General features: G+C 28.8%; 21 protein-coding genes and 1 pseudogene. 17 read left to right on the forward strand and 5 right to left on the reverse strand.

Annotation, left to right across the window (positions count from 1 at the left end):
* The 3 genes and pseudogenes from OW729_RS10415 to OW729_RS10425 form a co-directional block, all read left to right on the forward strand.
* Positions 1-108, forward strand: a pseudogene (locus OW729_RS10415) (electron transfer flavoprotein subunit alpha); the annotation flags it as partial.
* A gap of 339 nt (positions 109-447) precedes the next feature.
* Positions 448-2,361: an ABC-F family ATP-binding cassette domain-containing protein gene (locus tag OW729_RS10420; protein WP_268061443.1), complete on the forward strand. Its 1,914-nt coding sequence runs from the start codon at positions 448-450 to the stop codon at positions 2,359-2,361.
* Positions 2,362-2,550: 189 nt separating this feature from the next.
* The gene (locus OW729_RS10425) at positions 2,551-3,378 is read left to right on the forward strand and encodes a type I phosphomannose isomerase catalytic subunit (protein ID WP_268061444.1); all 828 of its coding nucleotides are present in this window, start codon (positions 2,551-2,553) and stop codon (positions 3,376-3,378) included.
* Positions 3,379-3,400: 22 nt separating this feature from the next.
* Here the strand turns inward: OW729_RS10425 and OW729_RS10430 are convergent, their stop codons facing one another.
* From OW729_RS10430 to OW729_RS10450, 5 genes are all read right to left on the reverse strand, one after another.
* Positions 3,401-3,577, reverse strand: a complete 177-nt coding sequence (locus tag OW729_RS10430; RefSeq protein ID WP_268061445.1) for a hypothetical protein — start codon at positions 3,575-3,577, stop codon at positions 3,401-3,403.
* Positions 3,578-3,722: 145 nt separating this feature from the next.
* Complete coding sequence (locus OW729_RS10435) at positions 3,723-4,130, reverse strand: hypothetical protein (RefSeq protein ID WP_268061446.1); 408 nt, start codon at positions 4,128-4,130, stop codon at positions 3,723-3,725.
* A gap of 3 nt (positions 4,131-4,133) precedes the next feature.
* On the reverse strand, positions 4,134-4,331 hold the full coding sequence (locus OW729_RS10440; RefSeq protein WP_268061447.1) for a helix-turn-helix transcriptional regulator: 198 nt from the start codon (positions 4,329-4,331) through the stop codon (positions 4,134-4,136).
* Positions 4,332-4,627: 296 nt separating this feature from the next.
* Positions 4,628-5,653 (reverse strand): LysM peptidoglycan-binding domain-containing protein, encoded by a 1,026-nt coding sequence (locus OW729_RS10445; protein ID WP_268061448.1) that lies wholly within the window; start codon positions 5,651-5,653, stop codon positions 4,628-4,630.
* A 213-nt stretch (positions 5,654-5,866) separates the two neighbouring features.
* Positions 5,867-7,123 (reverse strand): dicarboxylate/amino acid:cation symporter, encoded by a 1,257-nt coding sequence (locus OW729_RS10450; protein ID WP_268061449.1) that lies wholly within the window; start codon positions 7,121-7,123, stop codon positions 5,867-5,869.
* A 357-nt stretch (positions 7,124-7,480) separates the two neighbouring features.
* Here OW729_RS10450 and OW729_RS10455 point away from each other — a divergent pair, with 357 nt between their 5' ends.
* From OW729_RS10455 to OW729_RS10520, 14 genes are all read left to right on the forward strand, one after another.
* Entirely contained in the window at positions 7,481-8,044 is a 564-nt protein-coding gene (locus OW729_RS10455) for a ferritin family protein (RefSeq protein WP_268061450.1), read from the forward strand.
* 65 nt (positions 8,045-8,109) lie between these two features.
* Positions 8,110-9,441: a PQQ-dependent sugar dehydrogenase gene (locus tag OW729_RS10460; RefSeq protein WP_268061451.1), complete on the forward strand. Its 1,332-nt coding sequence runs from the start codon at positions 8,110-8,112 to the stop codon at positions 9,439-9,441.
* A 38-nt stretch (positions 9,442-9,479) separates the two neighbouring features.
* On the forward strand, positions 9,480-10,193 hold the full coding sequence (locus tag OW729_RS10465) for a zinc dependent phospholipase C family protein (protein ID WP_268061452.1): 714 nt from the start codon (positions 9,480-9,482) through the stop codon (positions 10,191-10,193).
* 113 nt (positions 10,194-10,306) lie between these two features.
* The gene (locus OW729_RS10470) at positions 10,307-10,843 is read left to right on the forward strand and encodes a methyltransferase domain-containing protein (protein WP_268061453.1); all 537 of its coding nucleotides are present in this window, start codon (positions 10,307-10,309) and stop codon (positions 10,841-10,843) included.
* Complete coding sequence (locus tag OW729_RS10475; RefSeq protein ID WP_268061454.1) at positions 10,818-12,530, forward strand: B12-binding domain-containing radical SAM protein; 1,713 nt, start codon at positions 10,818-10,820, stop codon at positions 12,528-12,530. The genes OW729_RS10470 and OW729_RS10475 overlap by 26 nt, the downstream gene beginning before the upstream one ends.
* A gap of 284 nt (positions 12,531-12,814) precedes the next feature.
* Positions 12,815-13,141, forward strand: coding sequence for an ATPase (locus OW729_RS10480; RefSeq protein ID WP_268061455.1), 327 nt, complete (start codon positions 12,815-12,817; stop codon positions 13,139-13,141).
* Positions 13,128-15,086 (forward strand): V-type ATP synthase subunit I, encoded by a 1,959-nt coding sequence (locus OW729_RS10485; protein WP_268061456.1) that lies wholly within the window; start codon positions 13,128-13,130, stop codon positions 15,084-15,086. Before OW729_RS10480 ends, OW729_RS10485 begins: the two co-directional genes overlap by 14 nt.
* A gap of 81 nt (positions 15,087-15,167) precedes the next feature.
* The gene (locus OW729_RS10490; RefSeq protein WP_268061457.1) at positions 15,168-15,659 is read left to right on the forward strand and encodes a V-type ATP synthase subunit K; all 492 of its coding nucleotides are present in this window, start codon (positions 15,168-15,170) and stop codon (positions 15,657-15,659) included.
* Between the two features lie 23 nt (positions 15,660-15,682).
* A complete protein-coding gene (locus OW729_RS10495) occupies positions 15,683-16,279 on the forward strand; it encodes a V-type ATP synthase subunit E (protein ID WP_268061458.1) in 597 nt (198 codons plus the stop codon).
* Between the two features lie 14 nt (positions 16,280-16,293).
* Positions 16,294-17,295, forward strand: a complete 1,002-nt coding sequence (locus OW729_RS10500; protein WP_268061459.1) for a V-type ATP synthase subunit C — start codon at positions 16,294-16,296, stop codon at positions 17,293-17,295.
* A complete protein-coding gene (locus tag OW729_RS10505) occupies positions 17,288-17,596 on the forward strand; it encodes a V-type ATP synthase subunit F (RefSeq protein WP_268061460.1) in 309 nt (102 codons plus the stop codon). The genes OW729_RS10500 and OW729_RS10505 overlap by 8 nt, the downstream gene beginning before the upstream one ends.
* Before the next feature lie 18 nt (positions 17,597-17,614).
* Positions 17,615-19,390 (forward strand): V-type ATP synthase subunit A, encoded by a 1,776-nt coding sequence (locus tag OW729_RS10510; RefSeq protein WP_268061461.1) that lies wholly within the window; start codon positions 17,615-17,617, stop codon positions 19,388-19,390.
* Positions 19,383-20,765 carry a V-type ATP synthase subunit B gene (locus tag OW729_RS10515; protein ID WP_268061462.1) on the forward strand — a complete coding sequence of 461 codons (1,383 nt, stop codon included), beginning with the start codon at positions 19,383-19,385 and terminating at the stop codon, positions 20,763-20,765. Before OW729_RS10510 ends, OW729_RS10515 begins: the two co-directional genes overlap by 8 nt.
* 2 nt (positions 20,766-20,767) lie before the next feature.
* Positions 20,768-21,421, forward strand: a complete 654-nt coding sequence (locus OW729_RS10520; protein WP_268061463.1) for a V-type ATP synthase subunit D — start codon at positions 20,768-20,770, stop codon at positions 21,419-21,421.
* Positions 21,422-21,545: the final 124 nt, after the last annotated feature.

Raw genomic sequence — 21,545 nt, forward strand, 5'->3', positions numbered from 1 at the left:
AACAGAGATGCTGATGCAGCTATAATGAAAGTTGCTGATTTAGGAATAGTTGGCGATGTAACTAAAGTAATTCCTGAATTAGTAGCTCAAGTTAAATCATATAAATAGGATTCTTAGTCTCATAAGGTATGTTAATCCCTAATGAGGGTTAGAAACCATTATCCAGGGTTGTACTCCCAATTTATCCAAATTGTAAAAATTGGATAATTAGTGGAAGTAGTCATTGGATAAATAGATTCTTAAATGGATAAAAAGTCGTATATTTATTATACGGCTTTTTTATTTTAGTCATAAATACTTTAACTTAATATTGATTACTTAGTATCTATTACTAGCTACTGAATAACTCTTGCAGTATTATTTACCTATAGCATATAATAAGTTATGTATGAAGTATAGTTATATCTAAGCATGTAGATTATTGACTAGTAAGAGAGGAAGATAATTGTGAATTTAATTACGTTAGAAAATATAAGTAAAAGTTATGGTGAAAAGGTACTTATAAAAGAGGTATCATTTATTATTAATGATAATGAAAAGATAGGTTTTATAGGTATCAATGGAACAGGAAAATCCACACTTTTAAGGATTTTAGCAGGTATAGAAGGTTATGATAGTGGTAATATAGCTAAAATAAGTAACTTTAGAGTAGAATATCTCCCTCAAAATGTAGAATTTGATGAGGATAGCGAGGTTATTGATCAGATATTTAAGGGAAATTCAAAAGTAATGAGTGTTCTTAGAGATTATGAAATTATAACAAAAAAGATAGAAGATAACTCTGATGATATAAATCTTCAAAGAGAGCTTTTAAAGATAAATGAAAAAATGGATGCACTGAATGCATGGGAAGCAGAAAGACAAGCAAAAACAATTCTTACTCAACTTGGTATAAAGAATTTTAATGCTAAGATTGGAGAGTTATCGGGAGGGCAAAAAAAGAGGATTGCATTAGTAGGTGCACTCATAACTGAATGTGACCTTTTAATATTAGATGAACCTACTAACCATTTAGATAATGAAAGTGTAAAGTGGCTTGAAGAATATTTAAATAATAGAAAAGGAGCTTTAATTATGATTACCCATGATAGATATTTTTTGGATAGGGTGACAAATAGAATATTAGAGCTTCATAATGGTAGTATATATAGTTACAAGGGAAATTACAGTATGTTTTTAGAAGCTAAGGCTGAGAGAGAAATTCAAAATGAAGCTTCAGAAATAAAAAGACAAAATTTATTAAGACGTGAACTTGCTTGGATAAGAAGAGGAGCAAAAGCTAGAAGTACAAAACAGAAAGCAAGAATAGACAGATTTAATGAATTATCATCTGAAAAAGTTGAAAGAAAAAGTGAGAAAGTAGATATATCGGTCAGTAGTAGTAGACTAGGTAAGAAGGTTATAAATTTAAACAATATAAGTAAAACGTTTGAGGGCAAAAATATAATAAGTGATTTTAGTTTCATATTTAAGAAGGAAGATAGAGTTGGAATTATAGGTTCAAATGGAATTGGTAAATCTACACTTTTAAATATAATTACCAATAAGATAAGCCCGGATTCAGGAATAGTTGACATAGGCGAAACTGTAAAAATAGGATATTTTTCTCAAGAATATAATCATATAGATGAGAATATGAGAGCTATAGAATATATAAGAGAAGGGGCAGAATTTATAAAAAATCAAGAAGGGGTATCTGTAAGTGCTTCTAAGATGATGGAAAGATTTTTGTTTATTCCAGAACTTCAATGGACACAAATTGCTAGGTTATCAGGTGGAGAAAAGAGAAGATTACATCTTTTAAGAGTTCTTATGGAAGCACCCAATGTGCTTATATTAGATGAGCCTACTAATGATTTGGACATAGAAACATTAAATGTTTTAGAAGAATATTTAGAAGAATTTAATGGAACTGTAATAGTTGTTTCACATGATAGATATTTTTTAGATAAGGTATCTAATGAAATAATAGCTTTTAAAGGAAATGGAGTTATAGAAAAATTCACTGGAAATTATACAGATTATATTGAATATGTAAACATGTGCTCTATAAATGAAGATGAAAATAAGAAAGTAGAAAAAAAAGAAAAATCGAATAAAGAAGGTAAAAAGGAAAAGGCTAATAGACCTTTAAAATTTTCATATAAAGAAAAGAGAGAATATGAAAACATTGAAGAATGGATAGAAGAAGCTGAGATTGAGTTAGAAGAAATTCAACAAAAAATCGATTCTTCACAAAGTGATTATGTTTTACTTCAAGAGCTTTTAAAAAATCAAAAAGAAATAGAGGGAAAACTAGAATATCTTATGGATAGATGGACATATTTAACTGAACTAGCAGAAAAAATCGAAAATCAATAGTATAATAAGAGTTTGTAGGCTTAAGGAGAATCATAGAATCAATTATAAATTAGCAAATGTAAATTAATCACACTTTTAAAAATGAGTGGATACTATATAAATATAGTGTTCACTTATTTTTGTTATATAAACAATTAAATTTTTAGTTATTTAATTTTATAAAATAGTAAGTTTGTTAGAGGGAGATATATGAAAAAGTATATTTATAAATTATCACCTTTTTTTAAAGAAACCATTTGGGGATGGGAAAAATGGGCCCTTTCATGTCATGAGAATGGATATTCATTTATTGAAAATGGAGAGGATAATGGTAAAAAAATAATAGATGTTATAGAAGATAAAAATAAATTTCCTATATTAATTAAGGTAATAAAAGCAGATTCAGTATTATCAGTACAAGTGCATCCTGATGATGCTTATTCCCAAAAGCATGAAAACAGTAGCGGAAAAACGGAATGTTGGTATATATTAGAAGCCAAGGAGAATGCTTCACTGATTTTAGGAATAAAAAAAGGATTAAATAAAGAAGAACTTTATAAAATTGTAAAAAAAGGCGATATTGAAAATTATCTTCAAGAAATAAATGTAAGTAAGGGAGATTTTATATATATTCCATCAGGTACTATTCATTCTATAAAGGGAGGAATAAAATTAGTAGAAGTGCAACAAAACAGTGATATTACTTATCGTTTATATGATTGGGGAAGGGGGAGAAAAGAGCACTTGAAAAAGGCACTAGATGTAATAGACTATGAAGGAAAAAATAAAGGTGGAAAAATAGAAAAATTTAAATTCATAGAAACTCCTTATTTTAAAATAAAGAAAATTAATGTAAAGGAGAAATATAAGGATGTTTCAAAAAATGGATTCCATTCATATATAGTTGTACAGGGAAGCGGAATTATAAAATGTGCAGAAAATGTTGTAGAGTTAAATTATGAAGATACTATTTATATACCTAGAGAAACAGCATATGTAATTAAAGGCAAGATGACACTTTTAAAAATTGCTACTTAATTGCTAATCTAAATAATGAAAACTATTTAGTCTTGTTCTTGTTGGATGAATTTATTAAATAAATAGCTAATAATACACTTGTTAATACTAACCATACTAAAGAAAAGCCTGCAAAAAACAAATTTACATTTCCTAATGCACATAAGATTATTAGAGGTAAAATTGGAATAATACACAAGAAGTATTCTTTTTTTGTCATGAATCAATATCTCCTCTTATATATTTTTTACTAATAAATTATTATTTAAACTTATTGTATAATATTTACGAAACAATATAAGTTTATACGTAATATTAGGCGTAAACTTTTTATATAGGTTTACGCCTAACAATGTTTTATTGACTTAATATTTTTTTCCATAGTAAGTGCCTAAGATAAACCACATTATTAGCTTGCCGAGTAAAAGCGATGATATTATTATAGAAGTAAATTTATATCCTAAAAGGCCTAATATAATTATAGCTATACTTTCAATAAATATAAATATTGAATAAACTTTACTAGAAGTTTTTTCTCTTATGAATACTGATCTTTCTTCATTTTCACATAAATCCATTTGTTCACATTTTTCAGGATTTCTCATAAGTTTTAGACATAGTAACAATCCCAAGAATCCTGTAATTCCAAATCCAAATAATATTCCATAAATATATTCATTTAGTGATGAAACATATTTTCCGTATACAAAACATCCAATTGCAAAAATTAAAAATACTACATATGAAATTAGGTTTCTTTTAAGAGTTTTCATAACTTATTCCTCCTCGAATATAAATACATCTTCAATTTTTCTATTAAATATAACTGCTACTTTGTGAGCAAGATTTATAGATGGATTGTATTTACCATTTTCTAGTGATATTATTGTTTGCCTACTTACCCCACATAATTTTCCTAATTCTTCTTGAGTTATGTTTTTTTCTTTTCTCAACTCTTTTATGACATTATTCATAATTTCCTTTAGAAAGAGTATTTTTCTATATTAATCTCTTACTAAAGATCACCTCCTTAATGACTAATGTAAAATGCACTTTACAATTAAAAGTATAGTGTGCTTTACATTAAAAGTCAAGTTTATTTTACATTTTAAATTATAATTATCATATTAAGTGTAGAATAACTTATCTAGTTTCTAGTAGTCAGTAAAATAAATCCCTCAACGAAAAATTAATTTTGTGTTGAGGGATTTGTCATTGTTCTATTATTATTTAGTGATCTATCTAAAATGCATATTCTTAACTATATTCTTTATTGGCCATTTGCTATTAAGATATTTTTTTGGTGAGTTGGAGAAAGTTCATTAGAAACATGGCTTGTACTATTATAGAAATACAAATCAAAATGTCCATTTATTCCATTAGCTTCATACATATCTGTTGTGGAGTGAGGCATTCCTGTTAAACTTGCAGCAAGTTGGTAGTTGGTTCCTCCTTGGTTAAAAGTAAGTATCACAGGACGCATATAACTCCATGACCAAGTAGGGAATAATTGCTTCATTTTTGAACTATCATCCATTGTTAAAGGAACTATATCAGCATGGTTAGAACCACCATAATATTTTATATTAAAACTGATTCCACTAGATAAGTCTCTTAAAGTTCCTTTTTGACCAACAGTAAATAATCTTCTAGCATTTTCCCAAGTATATATGTCACCATAATTATTATTTGTTCTGGATTTCATCATAGTTATACCAATAGGTTTTACTATTTGTGTAGAATTTACAGGAACAGTTAAAATTTGTCCAGGCATTAATATATCTAAAGCAAGCATGTTATTTTTAACTATTGCATCCATAGAAGTGTTGAATTTTTGAGCAACTCCCCAAACTGTATCACCAACAACGACTTTGTAATTAGTGGTTTGAACAGATGGAGTTGGAGCTGGTTGTGAGTTTTTTATAGGTATATTTAATACTTGTCCAATATAAATGCATGAACTAGTTAAATTATTTAATTTCATGATATCGTTTACTGTGATGTTGTATTTAATAGAGATTTTCCAAAGAGTATCCCCGGAAACTACTTTATAGGGTATGTAGTTTGTGCTGTTACTGTCTTCAATTTTTAAAACTTGTCCAGGGTAAATGTAATCTGATGAGTTTAGGTTGTTTAAAGATGTTATTTTAGATATAGTAGTATTATAAGACTGAGAAATTTTCCAAAGAGTATCTCCGCTTTTAACTGTGTAATTTATTACAGCAGCCTTTGCTGTATAAGTTGTACCTAATAAAAATAATGCTATGAAAATGGCACATAGTTTGTTTTTTTTCATGCAATAAAGTCCCCCTTTTGATCTTCTTAATCTTAAATATATTATCGTAGGAATTGAAAACTTTATCATTAGTAGATGTATGGGCTTAGATGAATGCTTTGTAATAATATGAATAAAATTCTAAATCAAAATGAAAATAAAAATAAAAGGAACTAATGAAATTCTAAATTCTCAATAGTTCCTTTTATTTAAATATTAGATTTATCTTGAATTTTAATTAACAGCTTGAATATTTTTATTGGAAGAATCATTTTTTAACAATCCGTCTATTATAACAGCGCAAGATGCATCTCCTGTTATATTGACAGCAGTTCTAAGCATATCAAAGATTCTATCTACTCCAAACAATAATGGAAGTCCTTCAACTGGAATACCTGCTGCTATTAATACTGCTACAATTAATAAAGAAGGCCCTGGAACACCTGCTTGTCCTATAGAACCTATAGTAGCTGTAAAAATTATTGCTATATACTGATGAATACCTAAATCAATACCAAATAATTGTGCAAAAAAACATGCAGCTAATGCATAATATATAGCATTTCCATCCATATTAATGGTTGCACCCAAAGGGAGTACAAAGGAAGTTATTTCATTTGAAACTCCAAGTTCTTCTTCACATATTTCTTTATTAATTGGAAGAGTTCCAATTGAAGATGCTGTTGAAAATGCAAAAAGTTGAGCTTTATAAATTTTTTTAAAGAAGTTAACTGGAGAAGTTTTAGCGAATAATTTAATTAAAGATCCATATACTCCATAAGCATGAATAAGTAGAGCTATAATATAAACAATTAAAAGTTTAATAAGTAATGCAAGAACTTTATATCCAAAATTTCCTGTAGCATCGGCCATTAAAGCAAATACACCTATTGGAGCTACATACATAACTTTAGTAATTACAAAGACAAGTGCATCAGTCACACCAGCAAAAAATCCAATTACAATTTTTTTGTTTTCTCCTTTTAAAGATGAAATACCAAAGCCGAAAAATAAACTAAAAAATAATATTGCAAGAATATTATTTCCTTCAGCTAAAGCTCCAAAAGGGTTTACTGGTATTATTCCTTTAATAGTTTCCCAAAAGCCAGGTAGAGAACCTTTATTTGCATACTCTAAAGAAAACATAGATGAAATAGTAGTTTTGTCTACTCCAAGTCCTGGTTTAAATAGTTCTCCTAATAATAAGCCAAGAGATACTGCTACTGCAGTAGTAGATAAATAATAAATAAAAGTTATTATTCCCATTTTACCGGCAGATTTAGAGTCACCTATTGAAGCTGCTCCAGTTATTATAGAAGCTGCGACTAAAGGAATTACTACCATTTTTATAAGCTGCATAAATATATCTCCAATTGGAGCAAATATAGAAGCTTTTTTGCCCATAAAGGCACCAACCATGATACCTAATAGCATTGATATAATAATCCAAAATCCTAAATTATAAAAAATACCTTTATCTTTTTTTTGCAATATTAGTTCCTCCTTAAAATATTAAATAATAAGTATGTTTTGAAGCTTTAGTTAGAAATTTTGACGTTACTTAAAGTTTAAAAATAAGTATACTATACTCATAATAGTATAGGGACTATAATCAAAGCTGAAGATTTTAACGTCTTAACCTATAAATGGGTAAGATAGACAACAAATAAACTTTAAAACATAGGTACATTTTAATGTAAGATTGAAATTAAATCAATAAAATATTAATGAAAGTATTATCTATTTGATAAAAAAAATAACAAATTAATAAAATTAAGTATTAGTAAATAAATATTTTTTAGGATAAAATATTATTTAAGATAGATGATGATAAAATGGGGTGAAAATGTGGAAACACTAAAATGTATTATTTGTGGAATGAATATAAATGATAATAATTATAAGTTTAATAATAGTGCATTTATAGATGGAAATAAGAATGAGTATATAAGATATTGCCCTTTTTGTGGAGTAAATGAGGTTTATCTTAAAGAAAATGGGGAAACTTATAATGTAGAACTATCTTTGCTTAATGATAATACAATAAAAATACTTGATCATGCTATGAAACTTGAAGTGTTTAATGGAGATTTTTATGTAGAAGCCTCAAAGTTAGTGAAAGATACAGCATTAAAAAAAAGATTTTGGGATTTAAGTAAAATAGAATATATGCATGCTAATATACACAAAAGATTAGGTAGCTTTAAGGAGTTACCACATCTTAATAAGCCTGATTATACAAGATACGTTACAGATAAAGAATTTTTAAAAGTTGCCAAACAAAGAGAAGAACATGCTGTAGCCTTTTACAATAAATATTCAAAGCAAGTAAGTAGTACAATAGTAGAGAAAGTATTAAAAGCTCTATCAAAAGTAGAGAAAGAACACATAATTCTTGTAAATACTAAATAATATTATACATATCCTCTTAATCTAAAAAATATATTTTAGACAAGAGGAATTTTTTTGGAGGAATTATGGGTAAATTTTTGAAATCATTATTAGTAATTGCAATTTTTAGCTTTTTAGTAATACTTTTTAATAAATATTATTTTAAAGATTATAATATAGAAGTAGTTGATAAAAATATGGAATGTAAACTTGAATACAAAGGCTTAAAAGATGCTGTTGATTTTACATTAGATGATAATGGAAATTATTATGTGGTTTTTAAAAATAAAATACAATATATAGATAGTCATGGGAAAAGCTATATTCTATTTGCGGATAATAATATGGATATTAACAGTATAGAATACTATAAAAACAAATTGTATTTTACAAGTCTAAGTTCAGTGTATTCTTATGATTTATATAATAGAGAGTGTAAAGCTATAATAGATGATCTCCCTAATTTTGGGGATTATAATAAAAGCCTTATAAAAGTTAATGGTGGATATTTGTATATAACAATAGGAGCAGCTACTAATTCAGGAATAGTAGGAAAAGATAATGAATGGATTAAGAATAATCCATATAATCATGATATTTCCCCATATAAGATAGTACTTAATGGAATTAATTTTGAAAATGGTAAGACAGGAGCTTTTGTAAATTATGGGAGTAAGACTATTCAAGGTCAAATAATACCAGGCCATTTCCCAGGAAATGCTTCTATAATTATGTATAATTTAGATAATGGTGTTTCTGGAACTTATGCTTGGGGGATAAGAAATGTTAAGGGTATGGATTTTGATAGTAGAGGTAGAATTATAGCGTCAGTAGGTGGTATGGAAGATAGAGGTTTAAGACCTGTAAAAGGTGATACAGATTATCTTTATGTTATTAAACAAAAATCTTGGTATGGATGGCCTGATTATAGTGGAGGAGATCCTTTAAATTCACCTAGATTTAAAGGAAGAAATAATAAAAACATATCTTTTATACTAGACAACCATCCTACAACTAACCCAGGAGCTCCAGTATATGTCCATAAAAAATTAGATTCATTAAAAGGTGTTGCAGTAGATAAGATAGGTGCTTTAGGTGAGATAGATGGCATTTATTTTTATGATGATGTAGACAAAAAAATATGCTATCTTAATGATAAGGGTGTATTAAAAGAAAAAATAAAATTTAATACTTATAGTAAAATTTCAAGCATTAAATATGTAAAAAATCAAATCATAATATTAGATTCGTCAAAAGGAAATTTGTTTAAATTAGGATTATTAAACAAAGGTAATATAATAACTAATAATAAACCTGTAATATATTTTTTAATTATAAGTATTTTAATAACTATAATAAGCTTGTTGATAATGCTTGTAAAGATGAGGCATGATAATAGAAATAGTAATCTAAATTAATAAACTAGGTTTGACTAGGAATGAAATGGGGAATCTCTATGAAGATGAGAATAGAAAATACTTTTGGAAAAACAATGAGAGGAGTTATGTTTGCAGTTAACCCTATTAAGAAAATAATTGTAAATACTCATTGCATGGCTCATAAATATATAAATAATAAGTCTATTGAACTTGTAAAAAAAGAAGGATACATTAAGGAATATGATTTTTTCACTAGATACAAATATGATTTTAATGAAGGAGTTACTTGGGCAGATCAAGATTTTAAAAGCTCTAATCATTTCTATCATTTTAGTAGTGGAAGAGGGCTATATGGATTTTCTAATGCTCTAGAGGAATGCGAAAAATACTATAAAAAAGCTAATAATTATTTAGAGGCTGGAGATATAAAAAAATCAGTGTTTTATTTTGGAGCAGCTTGTCATTTAATACAAGATGCAACCGTTCCTCAACATGCTAATAAAAAATTATTGAAAGAACATAGAAAATTTGAATTATGGATAATAAGTAGGATTGCAATGGGATATCATTTTGAGGCAAAAAACAGTATAAAAAGATACAAAGAAATAGCTGAATATATAAAAGGGAATGCTTTAATGGCTAATCAGATATACCTAAAAAATATAAATATTAAGAATGTAGACGATAGATATTCAAAAGTTGCTCAAGCTATAATACAAGAAGCTCAAATTACCACAGCGGGAATTATGTTGGACTTTTATGAAAAAGTAGAAAATGAAACCAAGATGTAAAACTAGAAACATTTCTTCCATTTAATGGAGGAGATGTTTCTTTTGTGTAGAAATCTATATTATAGTAATTGGAATAATACAATTATTACATTGTTAAAAGGGGGACATAAAATGTGAAGGAGGAAATTATAATAAGCATTAAAGATGAAAAACTCAATGGAAATTTATTAGATATAGGAACTTTAAATTATGGTATTATTTATAATATATATAAATCTAATAATAAAGATTTTAAGGTAGAGTATGTAGATAGCAAAAAAAATAAGATTCCTATAAGTAAAGGGTGCTATGATATATGTACTTTATTTTTAGCTTTCAGCAACATAATGTTTAAAAAAAGTAAAAGGACATTATTACAAGAGATTTATTCATATTTAAAGGAAGATGGTTATATATACATTTGGGATATAGATAAAAAGTTTGGGGAAATTTTAGATGGTAATGTAAAAGTTCTGATGGATAATAATAAGGTTAAAGAATTTACTATAAAAGACTATAATATACTTAAGGATAGTTCTGAAAAAAGTATTTTTGATTTAGTAAATAAATATTTTGACATAATATATGCAAAAAAATTTAGTAAAGTATATTGCATAAAGGCACGAAAGAAAAGGAGAATAGAAAATGAAGGTGACAGTAGTTGGCATTAACGCAAAATTTATTCATTCTAATTTAGCAGTAAGATATTTAAAAGCCTATACTAAGGATTTGGATTATCAATGCAGCATAAGAGAATTTTCAATAAATGATAGAATTGAGAGGGTAGTAGAAGAACTTATAAAAGAAGAGTCTGATATTATTGCATTCTCATGCTACATATGGAATATCGAATTCATTAAAGCTGTAGCTAATATTATTAAGATTATAAATAAAGATATTGAAATAATATATGGTGGACCAGAAGTGAGTTTTAATGGAAAAGATTTTCTAGAAAATAATCCAGGAGAATACTTAATAGAAGGGGAAGGGGAAAATACTTTTAGAGAATTAATTTTGTATAAGCTTGAGTTTAAGAAAGATTCAAATAGAGAAAAAGGCTCAAATTTAGGAGTGTTATTGAAAGGCATTAAAGGCTTATATTATAAGGAACGAAATAAAGTTTATTATGGTGGAATAAGGCCTAACATGGATATAAATGATGTAGTGTTTTCTTACACTAAGGAAGAAGAATTAGATAATAAAATTGTATATTATGAAGCTTCGAGGGGATGCCCTTTTGGATGCAAATATTGTCTTTCTTCTGTAGACAGGAAGGTTAGATTTAGGGATATAGAAAAAGTAAAGTCTGAGTTGAAATTTTTAATAGACAAAAAAGTTAGGCTCATAAAATTTGTAGATAGAACTTTTAATTGTAAGGAAAGTTTTGCTATGGACATATGGAAATTTATAATAGAACAGAATACAGAGACTAAATTTCATTTTGAAATATCTGCAGATCTTTTAACAGAAGATGAGATTAATCTTTTATCAAAGGCTCCAAAAGGTAGGATACAATTTGAAGTAGGTGTTCAAACTACAAATAATGAGATATTAAAGAACATAGATAGACATGTAAATTTTAGTAAGATAAAAGAAAAAGTAGAGGAAGTTAAAAAGCTAAAAAATATAAGTCAACATTTAGACCTTATAGCAGGACTTCCAGGAGAGGATTTTCAGTCTTTTAAAAATTCTTTTAACAATATATATATAATGGAGCCAGAAGAGATACAGCTAGGGTTTTTAAAAATACTAAAAGGTTCACCTATGTCTAAAGAAGCTTCAAAATGGGGCATGAAGTATTCACCATATCCTCCTTATGAAATATTAAAGACAAATAAAATAAGCTATTTAGAATTAATAGAGTTAAAAAAAGTAGAGGCTGTTGTAGATAAATATTATAATTCAGGTAAATTTAGTACAATTTTAAAATATTTTATACCTAAATTTAGTACTCCTTTTGATTTTTACTATTCTTTGGGAATGTTTTTTCAAGAAAAAGGGTATTTTGATAGAAATATTTCAGCTTCTGACTATTATAATGTATTTCTAGAATTCAATTGTGAAAAACTAAAGGAGAATAATTTTATTTTAAGAGAATTAATAAAATATGACTATCTAATGTTTAATAAAAAACGAGGAATACCAAGTTTTTTAAAAGACCAAATTAGTAAAGCAGAAATTAAGTTGATTAAAGACAAGATTTTACAAAGAGGATTCAATTTCGAAAAAAATGGTTATCATATTGAAAAATTTAACATTGATGTGTTAAACTTTATTAATAATAGTAATATTTTAAAAAAGGAAACATATTTAGTATACAATCATAATGATTTCCAAAAAATCCAATATGTAGATTGAATATTTATGTATTTAGTCAGACAATTTATGAAGATTATAAAAATTTAATCAATTGTGTATTGGTAAGAAAATTGGCGATACTTATCGAAAACTTATTTAATTTTCAAAAAAATAATAATTTTGAAAATTGAATTTTGTTATATAACAGTATTATAATCATTATAAGTAAATTGTTATAAATACCATATAAAGTGTAAATGATAATGCATTTAATGTAATATTATCTACATTAAATGCATTATATAAAATTAAATAACTCTTTAAAATAAAAAGGTGGTGATAATTTGGCAATTGAAGCAATTAATGAAATTAAATCAGCAGAGGAAAAGGCGTATGAGACAATAAAAAATGCGCAAAGTGAAAGTAATGCAATCATTAAAGAGGCGGAAGCTAAAGCATTAGATGAATATAAAAAGGTTTTAGCTGAAGCTAAATTGCAGGGAAAGAAAATTATGGATGATGCTGTAGAAGAAGCACAAAAGAAAACAGTTCCAATATTGGAAAAAGGAGGAAAAGAAACTGATAGTATAAAAAATGTCCTTGAGGAAAGATTCAATAAGGCAGTGAATTTAGTAATTGAGAGGATAGTGAATGTAAATGGCAATAGTTAAGATGAATAAATTCACATTATTTGCCTTTCAAAATGAAAAAGAAACTTTACTTAAAAATTTACAGAAATTTGAAGGTGTGGAGTTTGTAAATCTTCAAAGTAAATTGGAAAACGATGAGTTTAGTTTCTTAAAAAGTGCTGTGGAGGAAAAGGATATCCTTCAAAGAGAGAATGAATTATCTAAGATAAAGTTTTCATTGGATTTTTTAAATAATTATATAGATGAGGAGAAAGGACTCCAAGCACTTAAAAAAGGCAAAAAAAGTATTACTTTTGAGGAACTTGAAAATTCAATAAAGGGAATAGACTGGATATCTATTTACGAAGATTTAAAGAATAAAGAAGAAAATCAAAATGCCCTTTCTAATGAGAAAACTAAGTTAGAATCAGAAATTGAAGCGCTTTTGCCTTGGGTTAGTTTCAATTGTCCTTTTAAAGACCTTAGAAGTTTAAAATATACTTCTTACTTTATTGGAACAATACCAAATAATTTAAAAGATTCTTTTGTAGAAGAGTTTAATAATGAGGTTGGCTTTTCCTATGTAGAATTAATAAATGAGGGAAAAGAAGAGGTTTATATTTTAGCTTTAGTAATTAAGGAATTAGAAGAAAATGCTTTTGAAATATTGAAAAAGTATGGATTTAGCAAGGCAAATTTTAATTATGATGAAAGTCCTAAAGATATAATAAAAGCTTGTGAAGATAGAATTAGTAAAATAAACAATGAAAGAGAAACTAACATAAAATCTTTAAAAGAAATGAATGACTATTATGAAAAAATGAAGTTAGTTTATGAATACTATTCTAACTATCTTGAAAGAGCTAAGGTTACTGAAAATTTCTTAAAGACAAAAGAAATTGTTGTAATAGAGGGATGGAATACTCTATCTTCAAATTCTGAATTAGAGGAAGTTATAAAGAATATTGCAAAAGAAAATTATTATCTAGAATTTAAAGAAGTTGAGGAAAATGACAAAGTTCCAATATTATTAAAAAATAATGGATTTGTTGAACCTTTTGAAAGTATAACTGAGATGTATTCAATGCCAAAGTATAAGGAAATTGATCCTACACCTGTAATGTCACTATTTTATTTTGTATTCTTTGGAATGATGCTTTCAGATGCAGGATATGGTGTAGTTATGGTAATTGCAACTGCACTAGCATTGAAATTATTAAAGCTTGAAAAAGCTACAAAAAACTTTATGAAACTATTCCTATATCTTGGAATATCTACAGTTATATGGGGTGCTATATATGGAGGATGGTTTGGAGATGCTCCAGCTCAGTTCTTAGGTAAACCTGCACCTTATTTAATAAGTGTATCAGATGAGATAATGAAAGTTTTTGGAATGGCAATAGCTTTTGGAGTAGTCCATATAATTGTGGGACTTGCAATGAAAGCCTATATATTAATAAGGGATAAAAAATATTTAGATGCATTGTTTGATGTAGGATTTTGGTATATATCTCTTGGTGGAATATTTATGATGTTTGTAGAAAGTTTAAGTTCAACAGGTAAGATACTTACTATAATTGGTTTTGTTGGACTTGTTTTAACACAAGGAAGAGATGCTCCAACTATAGGTGGTAAAATAGGTGGAGGAATATATGGACTTTATGGAATAACAAGTTATATTGGAGATTTTGTTTCTTATTCAAGGCTTTTAGCATTAGGACTTGCTACAGGATTTATAGCAAACGCATTCAATCTCATGATAAACTTGATTCCAGGAGCTGCTAAATTTATTGTAGGACCAATTATTTTTATCGTAGGACATTTATTTAATTTAGGTATTAACGCTTTAGGTTCATATGTGCACTCGAGTAGATTACAATACCTTGAATTTTTCAATAAGTTTTATGAAGGTGGAGGAAAGAAATTTACTCCATTTAAATCACAAAGCAAGTTTGTTAATGTTACAAATAAAAAGGTTAATGCTTGATAATTTCAAGATTGTGAAAATTTTGAATAAAAAAATAAACATTATTCTAACAATAACTAATAAGAAATGGGAGGAATTAAAATGAAAACTTTTATGGATTTTATGGTACAAAATGGGGGGTTGCTATTTGCTTTATTAGGAGCAGGACTTGCAACTTTTTTACCAGGAATAGGTTCAGCAAAAGGTATAGGAATAGTTGGTGAAGCAGCTACAGGAGTTGTTACAGAAGATCCAGATAAATTCGGTAAAGCACTTATTCTTCAATTATTACCAGGTACTCAAGGTTTATATGGATTCGTTACAGCAATTCTTATTTTAACAAGAATAGGAATGATAGGTGGATCTGCACCAGATCTTGGAAAAGGATTTTATTATTTCTTAGCAGCACTTCCAATAGCATTTGCAGGTTGGAAATCAGCAATATCTCAAGCTAAAACTGCAGCATCAGGAATGACAATTCTTGCAAAAAAACCAGAGCATGTTATGAAAGGTGTATTATTTGCTGTAATGGTTGAAACATATGCATTGTTAGCATTCGTTGCATCACTATTAATGATCTTTAACATAAAATAAAAAAGGTTAGGATGTGAATAGGAATGTCTAATATAAATAATTTGACATCTAAAATAATAGAAGATGCTAATAACGCTGCAAAAAATTTAATAGAAGAAGCTAGGAATAAAGAAAAAAAACTAATCGAGAAGAAAATATTTGAAGCTGAAAAAGAAAAAGAGATAATTATTTCAAAAGCTCAATCAGAAGCGAAATCTAGAGGAGAAAGAATTATATCTAATGCTCAGCTTCAAGTAAGAAATATGAAACTTCAAGTTAAGGGAGAAATGTTAAATAGCGTATTTGAAAAGGCGTTAGAAGAGTTAAAGAAAATTTCTAAAGAAGATCACTTGAAGTTTATAAAGAATAGTATTTTATCAATGGATATAGACGGAGATGAAGATATAATAGTTGGAAAAGATAATGATGCAGTAACTCCTGATTTTATAAGCGAACTAAATAAAGCCTTGATAGTTAAGGGTAAAAGAGGAGAGTTAAAGTTAAGCTCGGAAAAAAGAGACATAGAAGGAGGATATATTTTATCTAAAGGAGGTATTGAAATCAATAGTACCTTTGATACTTTAATTATGTCTTCTAGAGATGAGCTTGAGGCCGAAGTTATGGGTGCTTTGTTTAGCTAAAGGAGGATTACTTAATGAGTAATATGGAATATGTGAGAGCTGTACCGAGAATAAGGTCTATAGAGAATAGACTCCTTGACAGAGCTAAAATAGAAAGAATGATAGAAGGTAATTCTGCAGAAGAAACTTTCAAGATACTTCAAGAAACAGAGTATGGTACATTGATGAATAATATTAAAAGACCAGAGGATTATGAAATAATTTTAAGTGAGGAATTAAAAAAACTTTATTCATTTATGTATGAAATAGCTCCTGATAAAAATTTAATAGACATAATGAGTATCAGATATGATTATCATAATATAAAAGTTCTTTTAAAAGAAAAAGCTTTAAATAAAGAATTAAGCTATCTTTTAATCCCTGTTGGAACAATACCTGTTGATGAAATGAAGGATTATGTTTTAACAGATGAGAATAAGGATTTAGCTCCTTTAATGAGAGATGCTATTGAAGAAACAGAAGCAGCCTTTGAGGAAACTAAAGATCCTCAACAGATAGATATAATCCTTGATAAATACATGTATAAGGATATGTTTTCTAGGGCAGAAAAATTACAGGAATCATATCTATTAGAATTTTTAAATAAGAATGTGGATCTTATAAATTTGAAGACTTTACTTAGAGTTAAAAAGCAAAACAAATCTAGAAAATTCTTAGAGGAAGTTTTAATAGAAGGCGGTAAGTTGGAAAAAGAAGTTTTAATTGATATGCTAAATGGATCTAATGAAAATATTGTAAGTAGGTTACAATATAGTGACTATAATGAAATTATAAAGGCTGGAATGGATGAATACCTTCAAAGTGGTAAATTGAATGTGTTAGAAAAATTAAGTGATAATTTCATTATGGATTTTATAAAAGATTCAAAATATGTTAGTTTTGGAATAGAACCTTTACTTGCCTATATCTTCGCTAAAGAAAATGAAATAAAAATAGTAAGGATTATAATGGTTGGAAAACTTAATAATATCGCCGGAGATGTTATAAGAGAAAGGCTGCGTGATATTTATGTATAAGATAGGTGTTGTTGGAGATAAAGATTCTGTTCTTTCATTTAAGGCAATTGGTATAGATGTTTATCCAGTTGTGGAAGCAGAAGAAGCTCAAAAGACTATTGATAGAATGGCAATGGATAAATATGCAGTTATATTTGTTACTGAACATGTGGCAAAAGATATAGAAGAAACAATACAAAGATATAATAGAGAAATAATTCCGGCTATTATATTGATTCCAAGCAATCAAGGAACATTGAACATAGGTATGCAGAAAATTAGAGATAATGTAGAAAAGGCCGTAGGAGTTAATATTTTATAAGGAAGGTAGGTAGGTAACTTGAAGAGGGGAAGAATAATTAAAGTATCTGGACCTTTGGTTGTAGCCGAAGGTATGGATGAAGCTAATATATATGATGTTGTTAAAGTCGGAAATAAACGACTTATAGGTGAAATAATAGAAATGAGAGGAGATAAGGCTTCTATTCAGGTTTACGAAGAAACATCAGGTCTTGGACCTGGAGATCCTGTTGTTACTACAGGGGAACCTCTTAGTGTAGAACTTGGACCCGGTCTTATTGAATCAATGTTTGATGGAATACAGAGACCTCTTGATGCTATTGCTGAGAAGGCAGGAAGTTTTTTAACTAAAGGAGTTGAAGTATTACCTCTAGATAGGGAAAAGAAATGGCACTTTGTACCTAAAGTTAAAGTAGGAGATGAAGTTAAAGCTGGATATATTATAGGAGAAGTACAAGAAACTACTGTAGTAAATCATAAAATAATGATTCCATATGGAGTAGAGGGAAAAATAAAAGCTATTGCAGAAGGAGATTATACAGTAGAGGAAACTGTTGTAGAAGTTGAAACAGATAAAGGAATAAAAAATGTTACGTTAATGCAAAAATGGCCTGTTAGACGTGGTAGGCCATATGCGGAAAAACTAAATCCTATATCACCTCTTGTTACAGGACAGAGAATAATAGATACATTTTTCCCTGTAGCAAAAGGAGGAAGTGCTTGTGTACCAGGACCTTTTGGAAGTGGAAAAACAGTAGTTCAGCATCAGCTTGCTAAATGGGGAGATGCAGAGATAGTTGTTTATATAGGATGCGGAGAACGTGGAAATGAAATGACTGACGTTCTTAATGAATTCCCAGAACTAAAAGACCCTAAAACAGGCGAAACTCTTATGAAAAGAACAGTGCTTATAGCGAATACTTCGAATATGCCAGTTGCTGCTCGTGAGGCTTCAATTTATACTGGTATAACAATAGCAGAGTATTTTAGAGATATGGGATACTCTGTAGCTTTAATGGCAGACTCAACATCACGTTGGGCAGAAGCTCTTAGAGAAATGTCAGGAAGACTTGAAGAAATGCCTGGTGATGAAGGTTATCCAGCATATTTAGGATCTAGACTTGCAGATTTCTATGAAAGAGCAGGAAAAGTTATTTGTCTTGGTGAAGATGGAAGAGAAGGTGCATTAACAGCTATAGGAGCGGTATCTCCTCCAGGCGGAGACTTATCAGAACCAGTAACACAATCAACTTTAAGAATAGTTAAGGTTTTCTGGGGACTTGATGCACAACTTGCATATAGAAGACATTTCCCTGCAATTAACTGGTTAAATTCTTATTCTCTTTATCTTGAAAAAATCGGAAGTTGGATGAATGAAAATATTTCTGAGGATTGGGTTGAACTTAGAACTAGTGCTATGACTTTGCTTCAAGAAGAGGCAAATCTTCAAGAAATAGTAAGACTTGTAGGTATAGATGCTCTTTCAGAAAAAGATAGATTAAAACTAGAAGTATCTAAATCTATAAGAGAAGATTATTTGATGCAAAATGCATTCCATGACATTGATACATATGCATCATTAGATAAACAATATAAAATGTTAAAGCTTGTACTTGCTTTTGGAGAAGAAGCAAATCGTGCGTTAGAAGCAGGGGTTTATCTAAATAAAATCATAGGAATGGAAGAAGTAAGAGATAAAATAGCAAGAGCAAAATATATTTCAGAAGATGAAATAAGCAAAATAGATGACATAAGAGAAGAACTAACTAAGGCTATGGATGAGTTGATAGCGGAAGAAGGTGTTACAAATGCTTAAAGAATATAAGACAGTTACTGAGGTTGTTGGACCTTTAATGATAGTTGATGGAGTTAAGGGAGTAACTTATGACGAGCTTGTTGAGATAGAGCTTCAGGATGGTGAAATAAGACATGGAAAAGTACTCGAAATTACTCAAGATAAGGCTGTAGTTCAGATATTTGAAGGATCTTCAGGAATTAACTTAAAGGGAACAAAAGCTAGGTTTCTTGGCAAACCTCTTGAAATAGGAGTTTCAGAAGATATGCTTGGAAGAGTCTTTGATGGACTTGGAGGTCCTAAAGATGGAGGACCAAAAATAATTCCTGATGAAAAACTTGATATTAATGGAGAACCCTTAAATCCTTTTGCAAGAGACTATCCTTCAGAGTTTATTCAAACAGGAGTATCAGCTATAGATGGTCTTAATACTTTGGTTAGAGGACAAAAACTACCTGTGTTTTCTGGTTCAGGTCTTCCACATGCTGAATTAGCTGCTCAGATAGCAAGACAAGCAAAAGTTTTAAACTCAGATTCTAAATTTGCTGTTGTGTTTGCAGCTATTGGTATTACTTTTGAAGAAGCACAGTTCTTCGTAGAAGATTTTACAAGAACTGGGGCTATAGATAGAACAGTTTTATTCATGAATCTAGCTTCAGATCCTGCTGTTGAACGTATAGCAACTCCTAGAATGGCACTTACTACAGCAGAATATTTGGCTTATGAAAGAGGTATGCACGTACTTGTTATAATGACAGATATAACAAATTATGCTGAAGCCCTTCGTGAAGTTTCAGCTGCAAGAAAAGAAGTTCCAGGAAGACGTGGATATCCTGGATACTTATATACTGACCTTTCAACTTTATATGAAAGAGCGGGAAGAATAAAAGGAAAAGAAGGATCAATAACACAAATACCTATACTTACAATGCCTGAAGATGATAAAACTCACCCAATACCTGACTTAACGGGTTATATAACAGAGGGACAGATTATATTATCAAGAGAGCTTTATAAAAAAGGTGTTATGCCTCCAATTGATGTACTTCCGTCTCTTTCAAGACTTAAGGATAAAGGTATTGGTAAAGGTAAAACTAGAGAAGATCATGCAGATACTATGAACCAACTATTTTCAGCATATGCGCAAGGAAAACAAGCAAAAGAATTAGCTGTTATTCTTGGAGAATCTGCATTATCTGATGTAGATAAAGCTTATGCTAACTTTGCAGATGCTTTTGAAAAAGAATATGTAGCACAAGGTTTTGAGGCAAATAGATCTATAGAAGAGACTTTAAGCTTAGGATGGAAACTTCTAAAGATTCTTCCAAAAACTGAGCTTAAGAGAATTAGAGATGAATATTTAGATAAATATTTAGATGAAAAAGAAGGTGAGTAACCATGGCTAGGCTTAACGTCAATCCTACAAGAATGGAACTCACAAAGCTGAAGAAAAGATTGGTTACAGCAGTAAGAGGACATAAGCTTTTAAAAGATAAGCAAGATGAACTTATGAGAAGATTTATTGATTTGGTAAAATACAATAATCAACTTAGAAGCAGTGTTGAGGAAGAATTGAGCGGTTCTTTTAAAGATTTTGTTATGGCTAGAGCGTTAATGTCATCTGAAATTTTAGAAGAGGCAATTGCTTATCCAAAAGAGCATATTACTGTTGGCATAAAGACTAAAAATATAATGAGTGTAAATGTTCCTGAAATGGAGTTTAAAAGAGAATTAGGAGACGATGAGGGAAGTATATATCCTTATGGATTTGCTAATACTTCTGCAGAACTTGATGGAGCTATAGAAAAGCTTTATGGAATACTTCCCAAACTTTTAGAACTTGCTGAAGTTGAAAAGTCTTGTCAGCTTATGGCTGATGAAATTGAAAAAACAAGAAGAAGAGTTAATGCTCTTGAATATATGACAATTCCTCAGCTTCAAGAAACGATAAAATATATTCAGATGAAGCTTGATGAAAATGAAAGAGCAGCATTGACTAGATTAATGAAAGTTAAGGATATGATGGAGAAATCCGCTGCAGCAGAGGCATAGAAGGTTTAAAATAATATGATAAATATAAAATGCATATTAATTATACTTAAGTATGATTAATATGCATTTTTATGTTATATTTTATTTATATTGTGTAATAAAATATAACATAGGAGTGAACTTT

The sequence above is a fragment of the Clostridium brassicae genome (assembly GCF_026738875.1).
In the GTDB taxonomy this organism is placed as follows: domain Bacteria; phylum Bacillota; class Clostridia; order Clostridiales; family Clostridiaceae; genus Clostridium_H; species Clostridium_H brassicae.